Source organism: Aphanothece hegewaldii CCALA 016, assembly GCF_003007785.1.
GTDB lineage: Bacteria > Cyanobacteriota > Cyanobacteriia > Cyanobacteriales > Microcystaceae > Chroococcus > Chroococcus hegewaldii.
In genome coordinates this window covers 18,969-34,501 of sequence record NZ_PXOH01000017.1, presented here as the reverse complement: position 1 = coordinate 34,501, position 15,533 = coordinate 18,969, and the positions used below count along the sequence as shown (strand labels likewise).

Below are 15,533 nucleotides of genomic sequence, written 5' to 3'. Positions count from 1 at the left end.
AAGCAGAGTATTGGCCTACCCTGCTTGGGCGCAATTTGTACTAATTTCAATTATGATTTTAGTCGTTTTAAGAAACGGCAATGTAATAGCCACGAAACGCCTTTGATGCTTGAAGAAGTCAGCGATGCCCAGACCAAACTCGGTAGGTCTGCCGTGTTTGTCTCCTACTCCGTCTATTTTGATGTCGCTGTAGGGAGATACAGAAGCGTTGTAATCGGCTTCGAGTTGATTCTCTAAGGCAATTACATCAAACTTGCGAGTGACAACGGAATCATGTGTTGTTAACATGGTCTTAAATCCTTGTATAGAGGGTTTTATGAGAAAGGCGATCATTGTTTCTTGACGGAAAGGCGATCGTCTTTCTTTGTTTTTTATTATATCATTATTCTAAGTATAGTCAATATTGCTATATCAGAGAAATGAGTATATACTAAAAGATATAGATAGTGCATTAATATAAGGTGTTGAAATGAATGCACAAGTAATGGCTGTAAAAAATCGCATTAAGCATCTAATTGATGCGTTAGGCGAAACTAGATATAAATTCTGGAAAAAAACTGGATTAGCTCAAAATACGGCATATCGTCTTTACGACGATCCAGATTACATTCCTGGTCGTGATGTAATGGACAAACTTTGTCAAACTTACGGATGGCAGCCTGGAGATTTTTTAATGTTTACTGCTGACGAAAATTGACTATGCGCTTAACCTATCAGTACTGTTTACGCCCAACTAAGCAAGCTAAATGATATTTCTACAGTTCGATGTTCTCTGCAACCTCAGCACAGACTCTAAGGGCTGCATAGTAAGCATCGAGTGCTTCGCTAGCTTTAACTTGAGAACTATCATATCTAACATCTGCCTGACACTGAATTTTCCCTAACTCCATTTTTCTTGACAAAATCTCTTGGAAAAAACTGGACTCTTAATGGACGCAGAAATCTTCTATAATCATTATTTTTCAAGCTCAGGAAACCAGTCATCATCCAACGCATCTGATAAAGAAATTCTTGAATGATTAGGAATGGCAAAGCTTCTAGACATAACTTTAACACGTTTATCATACATCTCATCCCAAATTGGCTCAATTAGATTGGCTAGAGACGGATTCTCCTTCAAAACTTTCTCAATTTCAAAGCGGAAATTAGCCACCTCAGTTTCCCAATGGTTTTTGTTGTACAGTTTTTCTGATTCCCAAAATGATAGTTTTAATAGATGGTCAAGGAGACGAGCTAAATAACTTTCTAGTTTTCGTTTTTCACTCTTTCCCAATCCCTCGATCTCCTCAATTAAATTATGCCAGTCAATCTGCTGTAATTGTTTATGCCTCAATGCTTCAGCTTGTTGCTGTGTCCATCGGTAATAATCAGTATCGTACATAGAAAAGCTTTAACTTTTAATTATTACTTTAATTATAATTAATTTTTAGTAATCACTAAAAAAGTTGCCACAAAAATTTAAAAATTGATTTTAAAATAATAGAAATAAAATCTAGACAAAGTGGGAAAACTGATGAATAAATCAAGAAAAATACCATCTGTTGAGCAAGTACAACAAACTGTCGCCAAGTCTCGTCGCCGTCGTCAGGAATTAGAATTAGCCTGTCTTGAGTTGGAAGATTTCATTTTGAAATTAGAAGAAATTAAGATCCACCAAAGAAGACAACAACTAAAAAAAACGTTCAACCCTCACTGAATCCCCAATCCACAGAAACCTGCATAGGCGATCGCAATAGCATCGACTGAGGCATTAATTGACAAGCGATCTAGACCAAACAGCAACCGAACCGAAAAAGCCAAATCTTCCCTTTTGGCGAAAGGAGAATCAAGATGGCTTTTCCAAGTCGCTGCATAGATTAGAACAGGCGCAATTTCACAGGAGCGGTAAACGGTTGCTTGAATCACGCCTAAACATTGCAGAGTTTTTGAGCTAGTATTTTTGTACTCAAGGTTGATAAATGGATTCTCCAGAGTAATCTGTTGAGGTTGATATTGTTTCAACAACAAGCCTAGATCAGATTCAATTTCTGCTAGGCGTGAGGCGATCACTTGTTTTGAATCAGTCTGTATAATCCCATAATCCACCACACGGGGATGTTGCCCCGTTTTCCCACTAATGACCGCCCATCCCAGTTCAGAGATACTTGGACGGATGCCAAAATAAGTGAGGAGGTCAGTTTTAACACCCTTTGGCTGCCTCTGCTGTTGTTCTTGTTCAATCTCTTGTTGTTCTTCACTCTCGTCCAACAGTCTTGCATAGCTTTCAATTTTTTCGAGTAAGGCTTCTGGAACCCTAATCGGTTTGGTGGGTTGTAAATTCCACTTGGGAGTTTGACGCACCAGCTTGTCGGTTCGGGGATTAGAGTTAGCCATAAGTAATGGAGCGTACACGAGATATCATATAATTTTATCACGGTCTGGGAACTTCACCCTTACCTAAAAAAACAGCCAACTCGTTCAAGGACTCTTATTTGGTGATTCTGATTCGACAGCCCGCATCAGTTGAGCAAATCGCTCAGATGTCGGAAACCTACTATGGACTAATGATCAAGTTAGCGGTGGACGTGAAACGGGAAATCCTCTGTGGAGGGGGTGAACTCCATGCTGATTGTGAACAAGCTTTACTAGAAAATGGTAGTTACAATGAAGATATCTGGGGAGCCGATTGGTATCCTGAATTAAAAAGGGTTGGTTTTGAATCCCTGATCAATATTCGACCTCGACAAGGAAATCGTAGTTTAGCCATTCAAGATCCCGTATTAAGAGATAAAATCGAAACAATAGTCCGTCGTTTACTGGAACTGGGTTAATGGAACGTCTTGCCTTATACGAAAAATTCATGATACTGGACTGGCGACAACAATTAGGAAATTTAGCCTCGACTCTCGCTACAATATCGACACAAGTTAATGAACCCACTCAAGATCGATTGACCGATTTATTACTTAGAGAAGCGGCTCTCATGAGCGAGTGGTGTGTAAAAAATGTCCCCGAACCATTTCATCTTGAATTAGCCTCTATCCAACGAGAATGTCTGGCTTGGAAAAGACGATTTCCCATTGAAGAAGCGCGATCGCTCTTATCTCTTTCGACTCGCCACCAGTCAGAAAGAATTTTACAATTAACAAGATTATTAGATAGTCAAGATTTACTCCAAGCCCATCTTTAACGGCCGCCCGTTGGCTCCGCCACGAGCGGAGGCGGTGTTAGATGAGAAGTTTTCGGGTTAGAATTTGGCATAGAATTGGAGCGTACACCAGATTAAGGGCAATTTTGTTCTGTCTTTAAAAAGGCAAATTCAACAAATTAACAGCAGCCCGTTTCGCTTCTTCCCCTCGACGATCGTATTTCGCCGTCGTTGTCACCGAGGAGTGGCCTGCCAGTTGGGAAACAGTAACCAAATCTACACCCGCTTCGAGTAAATTACTGATAAAGGTTCTACGGCAATCGTGAGGAGTAAATGAAGCAATTCCTGCTTTAATGGCGCATTTTCGTAATAAGTATAAAACAGCATCCTCGCTCAAATGCCGTCCCTGCAATTTCTGAGTTTTAGAAATGGGCATTAACAACGCTCCAGGATTCAGACCTCGAATTTCGAGCCATTTGGAGAGGATTAACTGCCCCGACGAAGGTAAATAAACGAGACGAAATTTATTACCCTTGCCACTTGAAATAGCGATCGCTCCTGTCGCACTCTTATAATTTTCCAGATTCAAAGCCACTAACTCCGAACGACGCATCCCCGTCCCAAAAAGAATCGCCAGCATGGCCGCATCTCGAAGTCCGATGACGCTTTCATCTTCATGACAGACGTTCATCAAAGCCGCCATCTCGGTTCTTGACAACAAACGGCCCAAAGCCTTTGAATTAGTTTTAAGTGGCTCGATATCAATTGTTTCAACATAATCACCAGGGGGGATCAGCTTAAGTTTTTTCGCTTCTTCCATGACTCGTTTAAAAGCCGAAAGCATTTGATTGACGGTTGAAGGGGCATAGTATTTTGGCAACTCCAGACGGAGCAAGATGGCGTGGGGATAACGTAATTGTCCCCAATCGAGGGTAAGTGCATCGCAGGTGTGTGATGTCAGAAGAAACGCGATTGCATCTAAATGACGGTGCATAGTAGAACGCGATCGTTTAGACAAATGGGAGAGATAAACCCAGGCGGGATGGCCAACTAGAGGGAGAGGACTTGAGAGGGCTAAAGGATGATGGGTAGTCGCTTGCCACTCGACTTGAGGCGTGTTACGATCCATGAGGTAGGGAGTTTAGAAGAAATAGGGGTATTTCATACTTTACTCTCTATTGTTTTTCTTTTTTCAATTTTTTAAGTTTTACTACAGCAAAAGTCCATTATCGTTAGTATTTTTTTCCTTCCTTCTTCTGATTTGTATTATTTATGTAGTATTTAATATTACATAAATCAAGCAGGTTTTGGAAACTTCCGTTGTCACGAGATAGACAACAATAAAAAGCGTTTGCTAGAATTTGTGGAGTTATTTTGGAAGCGATTTTCTGGGTATTGATGAAAGTTTTACTCAAACTAGCGAACACCTTTGGCACGCCTGTTGCGATCGCAACACTGTTAGGTTTGAACATTTTATCAACTCAAGCACAGGCAAAAGTTGTGATGAAATATGATGAATTCAACGACGAAACAACCGTCAGCATCGTTCCAGAAAAAATAGATCCAAAACGGCCCCAATTATCGCTCTCACAAAGCTTTCGAGGGAAAAAACTGAGCAAAATGCCATTCTCCTTCGGATTTGGATTACAGGTACATCAAAAGCAAATTATTTATGCTCACCCTTGAAAAATGTGATGTGCGAATAAGAGTTCTAGCTGACGGCAAAGCGGTAAGAAATCCCCCTGCACCGCTTCCAAATATGCAAGACATAGGAATTCGAGTTATGCCGCTTGCCTGGGAAAATCCGATGTTAGCTCGGAAAAATCCGAGTCTAGCAGAATATATGCTAGTAACCGAAGATTTCCAAGCCAATATTTTTAAACAAATTGTTGAGGCTAAAACGGTTAAATATCGACTGTGTAATAGCGATTCCGAGGTTTTCGAGCTAACGACTCAGGAAAAAAGCGATTTGAGGAAATTCTATCGTTTTTTTGCGAAAAAATGATCGGCTGTTGGTTTGTTTAACCAGCGATCGCCTCTTAGCCAGAAAGCAGTGATATTATTAAAGAAAGTTTTTTCAAAAGCAATGTTTGACAATAACTTTCCGATCATTCCAGGATACGAAATCGAAAGACAACTCAAACTTAATACAGTTAATGGGATTACTGTTTACAAGGCCCGTTCAACCATTCGCCAACAGACTATTATTCTTAAAGTTTTCAGCTTCAATACGGTGTCGCACTGGTATGGTTCATTAGAACTTGAACATGAAGCAGAAATTCTAAAAAGCCTGTTACATGAAAAAATACCTTGTTTTCTGAGAACATTTATCCATGAGCAACACAATGTTTATGTTTATCAGTATTGCCCAGGACGAAGACTTGTAGATTACACAAAACAACTCACTCGACAGCAAATTCAGAAAATTGTCAAACAACTTTTAAACATCTTAATCTACTTGCAAGATCAACCACAACCGATTATCCACAGTCAAATCAGACCTGAAAATATTTTATACAATGAAGCAACAGATGAAATTTTCCTACTAGACTTTAAGCAAGCTCAATTTTTGACAAATACGGATAGCGAAAAAGCATCTTTTGTACAAGAAGCTTCAGTCTTTCAACCACCGTTATCATCGAAGGTGAATCTTTCTGACGACCTTTACAGTGTTGGAATACTGATTATCCAGTTACTTACACAATTAACAAACGAACAATTAGCTAATTTGCCTAAAGACCTCAGTAAAGTGAAAGCTATCCCTCAAAATAGGATAATTTGGTTAAACAAACTTATCGATAAAAATCCACAAAAGCGATACCAAACAGCGCAACTTGCAATGGAAGCGTTCATTAAAGCTAATTCTGAAAAAGTAATTGCAGAATCAATCGTCGAAAAAGTAAAAGCAAAAAAAACACCTGTAGTAACGAAGAAAATAAGTCACGCGGTACACCAATTTTTAAAGTCAGTGCAGAAAAGTGACTCGTATGACACGAGTCAAAAACCTAACCAGCCTGACCCGTTTGAACAATTCTTAAAAGAAATTCTTAGCCGTGCTAGAAATCAACAAAAAAAAGAAGCGCGTAACTTACATCTTTATAAAAAAGCTAGTTTTAGAAATCATCAAAAACCAAATCTTGGCTTAATCATTTTTGCTTTGTTGCCAGTATTACCGATAATGATGACGACAAATCCAACCCAGAAAACATATGTGGATTATGCTTCTTTTCATTTCCTAGAGCGATCGCCAAAAATCCAAAAAACTTTTACCCAAAACGCGCTCTTGCCAACTCTCAACAATACAACAAAGATACAAAATTTTGGGCTGTTCAGCTTGTACTCCTCAAGCTACTCAGGAGTTGGAGAGATAAAAGCGATCGGTGTTTTTGGGAATTTTCTAACTTATTCTGAAACAATTGATCGCTCAAAAACAAAAGAAAAAAATAGCTTATCGCTCAAGCTCGTCTTCTGGCTCTAATAACTCTTGCAGAAGCTCAAACAGATCTTCTTCATTCAATTCAGCTAAAAGACCCTCTTGATATTCCCATCCATCCTCTGTACCAACAGCCCTTAAGAACTCCGAAGGATTACTTTGGTTCTGACAAGTTAATACAAGAGTTTGAGAATCAAAGCTAAATTGATAATTGCCGAGAATCCAATCATCATGAGCATCTATATACTCGACACATAAAGAAAAGAGAAAATCAACTTGTTGTTGTCCTTGTGCATAAGTTGAACTGCCCTCCGCAGATTTCCTTTTCGCTTGCTCAATTTGTTTGAACGTCTGTTCAAGAATTTGAATTTGATCCGTGTCTAGAGCAGGAATTTTGACTGTTTCTAAACCTTGTACAACTTGACTCAACTGAGCAAGAGGGTTTTTAAGGGATTGAGCGATCTGCCTTTGTTTAATCGCTTCTACGAGTTTTTGTTCTGTGTTTGGCGATTCGTCTCTTGAGCATCGCTTAGTTTTTTGATCTCGGTGGTTAAATTGTTCATTAAGGTTCTCGATTGCTCTTGCGAGATCAATGTTGCTTTTAATTCCGTCGTGCAATTGTTGATTGATTCGGTTAATTCCTTCAACGACTCCCCTAAATCGGACGATGACTCCTGCGATAGCATTTCGGTTAATCGCTTCGTGAAGTCGTTCAAGATTTCCTGAATCTGTGTGGTAAGCTGTGACGGAAGCTGACTGATTTGATTTTCCAGATTTTCGAGCCGTTTCTCGATCTCGATTGACTGGGGCTGATGGTTGATCTGTTTCGTTTCTTGGTTCATAGTTTTGTGTTAGTAATTCTAAAGGATTTTTTGAGACGATCGATTGCTCGACTAATGGAGCAAAAGCTACTGGCACTCTTAGAATGCTTGGCTGTTGAGGCTTTATCTCTTGTGTTTCCGCTACAACTTTCTTCTCTGGAGAGGATACAGAAATTTTATCCTCCTTAACAGGTTGAGTCAGCCGTTCACCGTTTCGCGCAGCAGCCCGCACTAATTCTAGAGGATTTTCTTTTGCTTTGGATTGTTTAGCACATTTTAACAACTCCTCTTTATCAGTCGTGTAAAGCTTTAAGTTATATTTGCTTCGAGACACAGCTACATAAAGACTCTCTTGAGCGATCGTATAATCAGCCGAAATCAGAACACGATCTGCCGTCTTGCCCTGACTTGAATAAGTAGTTGTGACTAAAGCATGATCTAGATGCAACGGTTGAGTAAGGTCAAGGATTTCCGATTTTCCATCATCATAAGCGATCGTTGCTCTCATTCCCTCAACCTGCGTTACCCGAAATTCCTGCCCGTTCCTACGCTCAAGACTACGGTCATTCTTTATCCATTTTAAGCGATCGCCCTTGGCAATCTCGATTTGATTTTGAGTGTAAATTGCTTTCTCAAAACCCAAGCCCGTCGTAACTTCAAAACCCTCTGAATTTCTTGAAGTAATACTATCTTCGTCCTTGGCTATGATCGTATAAAATTTCCCTTTTTCCAATCCCCGACGTTTATAGTCCTTCGTCGGCATAACTACATCATTAATCGCTAAGTGATGAGCATACTTCATCTGAATCGTTGTTAGATTTTTCGCTTTGAGTTTAGTAACCTCGTTTGAATTGGTTAGACTTCCTTCTTCAATTAGCTTTTCTCGGATTTGTGCGGTAATTTCAAGCCTTTCTTGGTTTGTTCCTGCGACAATTAAAGTTTTGGCTCGTTCATCTGGTGAAAGAGCTATGTAGTCGCTGACGATCGTCTTTGCTTTGTCTTGGTCATCCGTCGTTAATTGGATACAACCGTTGCGGTCAAGGATTTCAAAACCTGTGTTAATCTCACCACGTGCGATCGCATCAACCGCTAACTGCAAATGTTCTACCCTTTGTCTCAGGGATTGATCCATGTAAGCTGTCGTCATCCCCGCGCTCTGTAGGGTTTTGAAAGGATTACCTGCTTCTACTGCTGATAGTTGTCGGGTATCTCCGACGAAGATAATCCGAGCTTTTTCATCCTTGGCTCGTTCAAGTAACTGATGAGCCGAAGCCGCACTAAGTAGACCTGCTTCATCAACAATCCATATTTGATTAGGTTCGATTGTTTCTGGAGGTTTACTACAAAGAAGACTAGCTACGGTGTTAGCTTCGATGCCCACTTCATCCCTTGGAAAAAAACTGGACAAATCAAGACAACCTTGTTCGGATAATCCATGTGTTCCAGAATTAATTAATTTTTTAGAAGGCTGTCCTGATTTGTTAATGTTTAATGAATTTCCTAAAACCTTGGCAGCTTCAGCAGAAGGGGCAAATCCTTTAATCAGATAACCTTGATTTTGTGATAATTGGCTGAAATGATTAAGAGCATAGGTCTTTCCTGCTCCTGCTACTCCCTGCCATGCGATGACTTGATCAGTCGTCGTCAATGCAGTAGTAACCGCCTCTTTTTGTCCTTGAGTAAGGGAAATAGTAGCTAGTTGTTCTTGGAGGATCTTAGAATTTAGAATCGCCTGTACTGTATCCTTTCCCTCCTGCATAAGCTTTATAGTAGACAACTCTCGCAAGACGGCTGTTTGAGTTGTATAGTACATCCCTTTCTCACTCGGTAAAGCAATCAGTTCGGGGTGAGCCGCGATCGCGTTATCTAAAGTGGCTAGATCTACTGGACGATGTTCGCTAAGGATAAACGTCTCCAAAGCCTCTTTTTTAAAGGCAACGTTCCGTTCTGAACAATGTGCGATCGCGTCATTTAGACTGTTGTAATTTTCAAACGAGCATTCTTCACTTGAATCGGGTAATTTAGGTGAACTAGATGGCTGTACGAACTGAATACCGAGAAGTTTCGCTTCTTCAAACCAATTAGCTTTTAGATCATCAGGATGAACAACCTGTTTTTTTTTGCGGCAATTATTCCAAGCTTTCTCGCGGTCAGTCCAAAGTGAGTCTTTACCGACTAGCTCTAAAATCTGTTGCCGTCTTTTGGAAAAATGCTCTAAGTCTTTTGTTTGATAACCTTTAATTTCAAACTGTCCTTTTCCTTTATCCTCAATCTCATAACCTAATTTTTGGACTTCGATTGCTAGATAATGTTGGTAAAGCGTCCCTAAAAACTTTTTATTCTCAAAAATGGCATCATTGTGGTGGCTATACCATTTGCCTCTTTTTAACTCAGTCAGATTCATGATCAAACAATGAGTATGAAGATGAAAATCTAACTCTCTTGTTTCAATGTGATCGAACTGAGCCACTACTAGATTGCCAGTTTTCACGATATTACGATCGTTTCCCTCGCGCACACGAGTCTGAGCATAGCGTTCTTCAATCACAGCTAACGTCTTCTCAACCGCTATTTGACGAGCTTGAAATAGGCGATCATCTCCCGCTACTAAGGCTGTCATGCTAACACTTTTCGGAGCCGATAATGTACAGTCTACTCCTGCTCTGCGCTTTTCTTGAGGAAGTTCTTTTTCCGATAGCTTCCTTCTTCCATCAGGGCTATAGCCCATAACCACATTAGCGAAAACCGTTTCATTATCTATCTCGCCAACTAACGATAGCTTTGCTGCACCTTTGCCGTACCAACGGGAATTTTCCTCAACAAGATAACCCTTGACGAAGTAGTTAGTCGCTTGAGCCGAGGTTAGGGTTTTACAAGTCAACATCAGCTTTTTAAACTTGATTGTGGAGAAAACCAGCGTTCTTTAGGTTTCTTTTCCTCAAACGTTAAAGCCAGCGTTTGGAAAGGTCTAGGGATTTGATCACTTTGCCAGATTACGAATTCAAAAATCAAGCTACTTAATTGCTTCAATCGCTCTAGAAGTGGGAGCAATAAACCAGATGGAACACTCCACGTCCTTGTTGTCATCCAACAATTGACCGTATCGGAGTAGAAATAGCGGTAGTCTTTGGGGATGGCTTGGAAAACGGGTAGACTACTTTCAGAATACTGAGGGAATAGAAAACAAATGTAATCACATCGGCTCAAATAAATAACTTTGACAATTTTTTTAGGAGATTCATTAAACCTTGTGGACTCAACAATTCTGCATCGCCAATAAGATGAACTAGCCCATCGACAAAGATCGATCGCTTGCTTAACTTCTTTAATAACGATTGAGTACGACATAGTTGAAATATTACTAAAATCAAATTCCATTTTTTGTAGTAACTAATATTTTTTGTGTAGTACAGCGATTGATTGATCGACCTTGAAAATCTCTAGCCCTATTATAAAACTTTCTTTTTTACCTGGGCGTACTGTGCGGCTGCTCAACAAATCGAAATCTGAGCAATTTGCTCGATAGATTAGGAGACTTCCCCTGACTTTCCCTGCAAAATCCTGCAAAAAAACTTCGTTTCCCGGCAAAATCCTGCACTTGATTGTCAACTATTAAATTAAAAGGAAAAATAGGATTAAATTCAAATATTATTAAAAAAATATGGCAAAAACTGGTTTTGTAGAACTCTTGCTGGATAAGGGTTTCAGCTTCCCCTGCAAAACCCTTCAAAATCCTGCAAAATCCTTCAGACATTTTTCTAAGTAGTAAAGATAAACTATAAAATACTACAAAGTTCATTAAATTATAAATCGAGGCAAGAAAGTGGACACCCTAAAAAAAAATTGTTACAGTATCTATCAAGTTAGTACTTTAGTGAAGGCAGTGAAGTCTGACTCTTAGCTAACAGTTCATCATTAAAAGAAGAAATAAGTTTTTAAGACTTAGCGAATAATATTACAGAACAAAAATATGGCAGATCTTACTTTGGCGTTTGATCCAAGCTCATCATTGAGTAAAGGAATTTACACGCTAAAAGAATTTAAACAAGAGTGGCTGGTCATGGAGGCAGAGGTGATCGATGTGACTAGGACAGCACTCAAAGAATACGAATCCCAAAAACTTAGTAAAGAGGAGTTACCGTTAACATCAGCCTGGGTTGAGTACGGGTCTGAAATAACAGCAGTGGGAATTTTAGCTAGAAGATTTCATGCAACTGAAGCTTGGCGGGAGTTGAAATACGAAAGAGCCGTGCCAAAGGTCTTAGCGATGGTCGGTGCGATCGCAACTCTCAAACGATTACCATCAAAATTCAGTTTAAACTTAGGGATATTGCTACCCTATATCGAATATAAAGATGGCAGAAGATTTCACAAGTTAATTGAAAAAGCCCTTAAGAATTTTAAATTTAGAGGGGAAAGTTATCAGGTGAGCTTGGAAAAATTTCACTGTGCGCCAGAAGGGGCAGGAATTTTAATGAGAGGATTGCCAGAGCCAAAAAGCAAAACTGAAAATGCAGAATCCGCTTTAGTTTTGGTATTGGGCTTAAGGGACTTTTCATACCTTTTAATGAGGCAAGGTCAAATTAAGGATGCAGATACAGAAAAACTCGGATTAATTAGATTGCTAGAGATCATCAAACAGTCCACATCGGGTTTATCTTTGCCTGAACTAATCGAACCTGTGAGTTTAATGATGCAAACAGGAGACATAAATTGTTTAAATCCGTTGCTCAAGAGTAGTTCGCTTTCGGGGCGCAGAAGTGAGTTAAATACATTAACTAAAGGAATTACAAATGCGAAAAAGCAACACTGGGGAATGCTGCATAATTGGATGACAACAAGGAAGTTTCCCTCTGTGTTGCAAGTCTCAATCACGGGTGGGACAAGTCGCAGCTATCAAAAGGAATTTATCAATTATTTTCCAGAAGAGCCAATTAATTGGTGTGAACGAATCGAGTCTGCTGTCTCTCAGTTGCTTAGTCCACAGCTTTGGGAGAAGAAATATAAATATCGTTTTACTGATGTTTATTGTTATTTTTACTATGTGATGTATCATTTTGCCGAGCGTCCGTTATCGTTAGTAGGGAAGGATCAAAATGGCTGAACTCTTTTTTAATTACAAAGCTAATAGCAGTGACCCTAACTGGGAAGTCCTCAATTATTTGAATAAACTTGAATTAGAAGAATCGAGAAACAAAATCTTAGAATCGGTCTTTTGTTTCTGGTACGCCTTGGCAGTAGGAAAAGAAGGAAACGACTGGAGCCTTGCCGTAAGAGAAGGCAATAGCAATATCTATCAGTTAGAGAGAAGGATATCTTCATTAGAACAAGAATTTGAGATTAGGGAAAATCTTGGAAATACTCGTTTCTTTAAAAAAATCACTTATCTTGAGGGACGTTCCTCAGTTAACTTTGAGTTTCGCTATCAGACTAGAGGTGAGGGAGAAGGGACAGATTGGCTATTTAGATATTTAAGATCTAAGGATACGAGTTTTACCATTGAGCAGAAAATCCTTTGGGCATTAGATGCTTATTGGGGTGCGATCGCTTATCGAGAGTTTGAGCTAAATGAGGAGAAAATAATAGCAAAGGCTATATCATGCTGGAACTATTTGAGAAAACACAAGAAATTTTTAGAGGGAACATTCTTGGGTTGTACGACAGCTTATCCTCAATTCAGGCGGTTTAATTTAGAAGACGAACCGTATCTAGTAAGAAATAGAACAGTAACGCTCTCTGATGCCAATGAAGAAAGAATTTTAGAGAGGGAAATTGATATCAATAGTGATGTACCGCGCTCTGATGTCAATGCAGGAAGAAATTTAGAAAAGGAAATTGATATTAACAGTGATGAGTTTATCAAAAGCATGATCGATCATCCGATGAATTCCGTGTTGGATGAATTCAATAAGCAAAACGTTAAAAACAGTTTTTGAATTTAATAGGAAGCAAAAATGGCTTACAGTAAACAAGACATGACGGGAATACTCTTCGGGCTTAATGAGGAATCAACTCAAGAAAAATTGGATGAAGCTTTAAGAAATTGCCGAATCGTGTGTGATAAGAATGAATACTCAGACCAAGAAATGGCATTGGTGCGGAAATACCTCGAATTAACCGCGAATGAACAGGCAAAAGCCGAATTTTTGGCTGATATAGTCGATACAAAAGTTTTTGAAGATGATGAGCAATCATTAGCATATGTAGAGTTGAGTTTAAATCAACTATTAACTAAATTTGGACAAGGAAAAGAAGTTCAAGATAATAAGCAAGAATCAGCCAATAAATACACACTCAAGTCAATCAAAGCCGAAATTGAAGAAAATTTAGAGCGTTCAGTCAAACTTAGTGAGCTAGAAATCATTTTAGAACTGAGTCACTTAACCTTGGAGGATGAATATACCGATACCCAGAAGCAAGCGATCGACAAAGGACTGATTAAGTACCTCAATCAAAAATCAAACGGAAGTTTTTCATCATCTGATGATGAAGCACTTCTGACTGTAATTAGAACAAATTCGGGCAAGACAGTTGAAAGTTTAGTTGATCGGGTGTCAATCAAAACGGCTGAAACCGAAGATTACTTGAATGAAATGGTGGACAGGCAAATTCCTCAAGAGATCTTTTTGCAACTGAAGAATCAACAAGAATCAGGGATCATCGCTCAAAAAATTGAAATAGCTAGGGAGAAAATCGCTCAACAAAAACGGCTTAATGGAAAACCGACAACCATAGAAATTGCCTTAACTACCGATGAGCAAAAGCATTTACCACCAATGAAGTCAGCATCAGTAGAAGATAGTAAAGAAAATGGGGAAAAATAAGGATAAATCAAAACCAAATCAACTGAAACTTAGCCCATTGGGAAAAGTAATTAGTTTTTATAAAACTTTATTCAAGCCAAACCCAAAACCACCCCTTCTTAAAAGTAAAAAAGAGTACCTAGAGATTCCAAGAGAAGTTGAAAAGCTGTTGGATTATGGATTGTTAACCAACTATCCAACCCCGAAGCAGATTAACGAAAATCTTAAAGAATATCTAACGCGGATTATTGACAAGATCATCTGGGAGCGAACCATGCTCAACCAGCAGTCAAACTTAGCCAAATACCAAGAATTACAGTTACAGGAGAAGCAAAATAAACTCAACGAAGAACAAATAAGGATAGAACAAGAATATTTAAAAAATGTAGAGAAAGTACATGAAAGGCTAACCTTCTACCTAAATCAGTATGTGATCATCCTATTACTCCTTGGCATCTGTACTGGTTTAGGAATAGCGATCGGAATCAACTTACCTGAGAAGGTGCAGTGCCACAGTGAACATAGTGTTTGTTGGCATACAAGACTTAGGACAAAAACTCTTCAAAAATAGGATAGGTTTTATGATACCCAAAAAAAATGAACCAGTGATCGACCCGCAACTAAATCAGGATAGCGATCGCGATGGGGTAACTGACGGAGATGAAAAACTGCGCTACTCAGATCCAATGAGACGGGACAGCGATCGTGATGGAGTATTAGATGGGGAGGAAATTAAGGATGGTACTAATCCTAGAGGAGCAAGTTCTAATTCTTATACCATTAATGCCCAACGTGAGGCTTTAAGAAAACAATACTTCAATGAGGCGAAAGAAGTTATGGGGTGGCAAAACTGCCCTGATGTCAATTACGACGACCTCTACAACATTGTAGATGGAAACGGTTTGATTGGCGTGGAGTTGGATAAACTTATTGTCGAGCATAATCTACTCAATCAGGTGACTAAAAGTGCGATCGCAGAAAAATTAACTCAAAGTGTGATTTTACAAAGATTAATCGAAGACAAGGAAATCAATAGCCAGCAACTAGAAGCTTATATTAGTGAAGTCTATGAAGATAGAATGACTTTTCTTCAACAGAAATTTGCCATCAAAAAAGAGGTTAAAGAGAAAGAAATCAACAATGAAGATCGAGAATTAGAATTTTAAATAAAAGGGCAAACATCATGGCTGAAAAATTTTATAATACAATTAGGGTTACAGGCCGTCTAGGTCAAAAACCTACAGTAAAATACTTTAAACGTAAAGTTGGATAGCCGTTTTTTGAACATCAAGTTGAACTTTCAGATAACGCTTATTGATCTAATAGACAACGAAGCGTTTTTTAAAATA

18 protein-coding genes are annotated in these 15,533 nt (G+C 39.1%); 12 read left to right on the top strand and 6 right to left on the bottom strand.

Translation table 11 applies throughout. From position 1 onward, the window contains the following. Positions 1–15 precede the first annotated feature (15 nt). Complete coding sequence (locus C7H19_RS15255) at positions 16–288, bottom strand: hypothetical protein (RefSeq protein WP_146136527.1); 273 nt, start codon at positions 286–288, stop codon at positions 16–18. A 181-nt stretch (positions 289–469) separates the two neighbouring features. Here C7H19_RS15255 and C7H19_RS15250 point away from each other — a divergent pair, with 181 nt between their 5' ends. Continuing rightward, entirely contained in the window at positions 470–697 is a 228-nt protein-coding gene (locus C7H19_RS15250; protein WP_219907658.1) for a helix-turn-helix domain-containing protein, read from the top strand. 258 nt (positions 698–955) lie between these two features. Here C7H19_RS15250 and C7H19_RS15245 read toward each other — a convergent pair whose 3' ends face one another. Continuing rightward, on the bottom strand, positions 956–1,381 hold the full coding sequence (locus tag C7H19_RS15245; protein ID WP_106457747.1) for a DUF29 domain-containing protein: 426 nt from the start codon (positions 1,379–1,381) through the stop codon (positions 956–958). A 132-nt stretch (positions 1,382–1,513) separates the two neighbouring features. Here C7H19_RS15245 and C7H19_RS15240 point away from each other — a divergent pair, with 132 nt between their 5' ends. After that, a complete protein-coding gene (locus tag C7H19_RS15240) occupies positions 1,514–1,696 on the top strand; it encodes a hypothetical protein (protein ID WP_106457746.1) in 183 nt (60 codons plus the stop codon). Here C7H19_RS15240 and C7H19_RS15235 read toward each other — a convergent pair. Then, positions 1,690–2,373 carry a crossover junction endodeoxyribonuclease RuvC gene (locus C7H19_RS15235; protein ID WP_106457745.1) on the bottom strand — a complete coding sequence of 228 codons (684 nt, stop codon included), beginning with the start codon at positions 2,371–2,373 and terminating at the stop codon, positions 1,690–1,692. The two genes, C7H19_RS15240 and C7H19_RS15235, sit on opposite strands and share 7 nt — an antisense overlap. A 101-nt stretch (positions 2,374–2,474) precedes the next feature. On the opposite strand from C7H19_RS15235, the gene C7H19_RS15230 reads away from it, so the two are divergent. Then, positions 2,475–2,810 (top strand): DUF5674 family protein, encoded by a 336-nt coding sequence (locus tag C7H19_RS15230; protein ID WP_219907657.1) that lies wholly within the window; start codon positions 2,475–2,477, stop codon positions 2,808–2,810. Then, a complete protein-coding gene (locus C7H19_RS15225; RefSeq protein WP_106457743.1) occupies positions 2,810–3,169 on the top strand; it encodes a hypothetical protein in 360 nt (119 codons plus the stop codon). Before C7H19_RS15230 ends, C7H19_RS15225 begins: the two co-directional genes overlap by 1 nt. Before the next feature lie 115 nt (positions 3,170–3,284). Here the strand turns inward: C7H19_RS15225 and C7H19_RS15220 are convergent, their stop codons facing one another. Continuing rightward, entirely contained in the window at positions 3,285–4,256 is a 972-nt protein-coding gene (locus tag C7H19_RS15220; RefSeq protein ID WP_106457742.1) for a tyrosine-type recombinase/integrase, read from the bottom strand. A gap of 245 nt (positions 4,257–4,501) precedes the next feature. Here C7H19_RS15220 and C7H19_RS15215 point away from each other — a divergent pair, with 245 nt between their 5' ends. The 3 genes from C7H19_RS15215 to C7H19_RS15205 all read left to right on the top strand — a co-directional run bounded on the left by C7H19_RS15215 (position 4,502) and on the right by C7H19_RS15205 (position 6,605). Next, positions 4,502–4,813 (top strand): hypothetical protein, encoded by a 312-nt coding sequence (locus C7H19_RS15215; protein WP_146136526.1) that lies wholly within the window; start codon positions 4,502–4,504, stop codon positions 4,811–4,813. Further along, a complete protein-coding gene (locus C7H19_RS15210; RefSeq protein ID WP_106457740.1) occupies positions 4,800–5,132 on the top strand; it encodes a hypothetical protein in 333 nt (110 codons plus the stop codon). Before C7H19_RS15215 ends, C7H19_RS15210 begins: the two co-directional genes overlap by 14 nt. Before the next feature lie 81 nt (positions 5,133–5,213). Beyond that, positions 5,214–6,605, top strand: coding sequence for a serine/threonine protein kinase (locus C7H19_RS15205; RefSeq protein ID WP_106457739.1), 1,392 nt, complete (start codon positions 5,214–5,216; stop codon positions 6,603–6,605). Here C7H19_RS15205 and mobF read toward each other — a convergent pair. Next, complete coding sequence (gene mobF / locus C7H19_RS15200) at positions 6,576–10,265, bottom strand: MobF family relaxase (RefSeq protein ID WP_106457738.1); 3,690 nt, start codon at positions 10,263–10,265, stop codon at positions 6,576–6,578. The genes C7H19_RS15205 and mobF overlap by 30 nt on opposite strands. After that, on the bottom strand, positions 10,265–10,729 hold the full coding sequence (locus tag C7H19_RS15195; RefSeq protein WP_146136525.1) for a hypothetical protein: 465 nt from the start codon (positions 10,727–10,729) through the stop codon (positions 10,265–10,267). The genes mobF and C7H19_RS15195 overlap by 1 nt, the downstream gene beginning before the upstream one ends. 622 nt (positions 10,730–11,351) lie before the next feature. Here C7H19_RS15195 and C7H19_RS15185 point away from each other — a divergent pair. From C7H19_RS15185 to C7H19_RS15165, 5 genes are read left to right on the top strand one after another with little or no spacing between them, the layout of a single operon-like run. Next, complete coding sequence (locus C7H19_RS15185) at positions 11,352–12,485, top strand: ParM/StbA family protein (protein ID WP_106457735.1); 1,134 nt, start codon at positions 11,352–11,354, stop codon at positions 12,483–12,485. After that, positions 12,478–13,317, top strand: coding sequence for a hypothetical protein (locus tag C7H19_RS15180; RefSeq protein WP_106457734.1), 840 nt, complete (start codon positions 12,478–12,480; stop codon positions 13,315–13,317). Before C7H19_RS15185 ends, C7H19_RS15180 begins: the two co-directional genes overlap by 8 nt. 18 nt (positions 13,318–13,335) lie before the next feature. After that, positions 13,336–14,205: a hypothetical protein gene (locus C7H19_RS15175; RefSeq protein ID WP_106457733.1), complete on the top strand. Its 870-nt coding sequence runs from the start codon at positions 13,336–13,338 to the stop codon at positions 14,203–14,205. Then, positions 14,192–14,755, top strand: a complete 564-nt coding sequence (locus C7H19_RS15170) for a hypothetical protein (protein ID WP_106457732.1) — start codon at positions 14,192–14,194, stop codon at positions 14,753–14,755. The genes C7H19_RS15175 and C7H19_RS15170 overlap by 14 nt, the downstream gene beginning before the upstream one ends. Before the next feature lie 10 nt (positions 14,756–14,765). Next, positions 14,766–15,350, top strand: a complete 585-nt coding sequence (locus tag C7H19_RS15165) for a hypothetical protein (RefSeq protein ID WP_106457731.1) — start codon at positions 14,766–14,768, stop codon at positions 15,348–15,350. Positions 15,351–15,533 lie beyond the last annotated feature (183 nt).

What these genes read in the sequence shown, in the direction of transcription:
- C7H19_RS15255 (WP_146136527.1), bottom strand. Translation starts at nt 288, where the DNA reads ATGTTAACAACACATGATTCCGTTGTCACTCGCAAGTTTGATGTAATT.
- C7H19_RS15250 (WP_219907658.1), top strand. Translation starts at nt 470, where the DNA reads ATGAATGCACAAGTAATGGCTGTAAAAAATCGCATTAAGCATCTAATT.
- C7H19_RS15245 (WP_106457747.1), bottom strand. Translation starts at nt 1,381, where the DNA reads ATGTACGATACTGATTATTACCGATGGACACAGCAACAAGCTGAAGCA.
- C7H19_RS15240 (WP_106457746.1), top strand. Translation starts at nt 1,514, where the DNA reads ATGAATAAATCAAGAAAAATACCATCTGTTGAGCAAGTACAACAAACT.
- C7H19_RS15235 (WP_106457745.1), bottom strand. Translation starts at nt 2,373, where the DNA reads ATGGCTAACTCTAATCCCCGAACCGACAAGCTGGTGCGTCAAACTCCC.
- C7H19_RS15225 (WP_106457743.1), top strand. Translation starts at nt 2,810, where the DNA reads ATGGAACGTCTTGCCTTATACGAAAAATTCATGATACTGGACTGGCGA.
- C7H19_RS15220 (WP_106457742.1), bottom strand. Translation starts at nt 4,256, where the DNA reads ATGGATCGTAACACGCCTCAAGTCGAGTGGCAAGCGACTACCCATCAT.
- C7H19_RS15210 (WP_106457740.1), top strand. Translation starts at nt 4,800, where the DNA reads ATGCTCACCCTTGAAAAATGTGATGTGCGAATAAGAGTTCTAGCTGAC.
- C7H19_RS15205 (WP_106457739.1), top strand. Translation starts at nt 5,214, where the DNA reads ATGTTTGACAATAACTTTCCGATCATTCCAGGATACGAAATCGAAAGA.
- mobF (WP_106457738.1), bottom strand. Translation starts at nt 10,265, where the DNA reads ATGTTGACTTGTAAAACCCTAACCTCGGCTCAAGCGACTAACTACTTC.
- C7H19_RS15195 (WP_146136525.1), bottom strand. Translation starts at nt 10,729, where the DNA reads ATGTCGTACTCAATCGTTATTAAAGAAGTTAAGCAAGCGATCGATCTT.
- C7H19_RS15185 (WP_106457735.1), top strand. Translation starts at nt 11,352, where the DNA reads ATGGCAGATCTTACTTTGGCGTTTGATCCAAGCTCATCATTGAGTAAA.
- C7H19_RS15180 (WP_106457734.1), top strand. Translation starts at nt 12,478, where the DNA reads ATGGCTGAACTCTTTTTTAATTACAAAGCTAATAGCAGTGACCCTAAC.
- C7H19_RS15175 (WP_106457733.1), top strand. Translation starts at nt 13,336, where the DNA reads ATGGCTTACAGTAAACAAGACATGACGGGAATACTCTTCGGGCTTAAT.
- C7H19_RS15170 (WP_106457732.1), top strand. Translation starts at nt 14,192, where the DNA reads ATGGGGAAAAATAAGGATAAATCAAAACCAAATCAACTGAAACTTAGC.
- C7H19_RS15165 (WP_106457731.1), top strand. Translation starts at nt 14,766, where the DNA reads ATGATACCCAAAAAAAATGAACCAGTGATCGACCCGCAACTAAATCAG.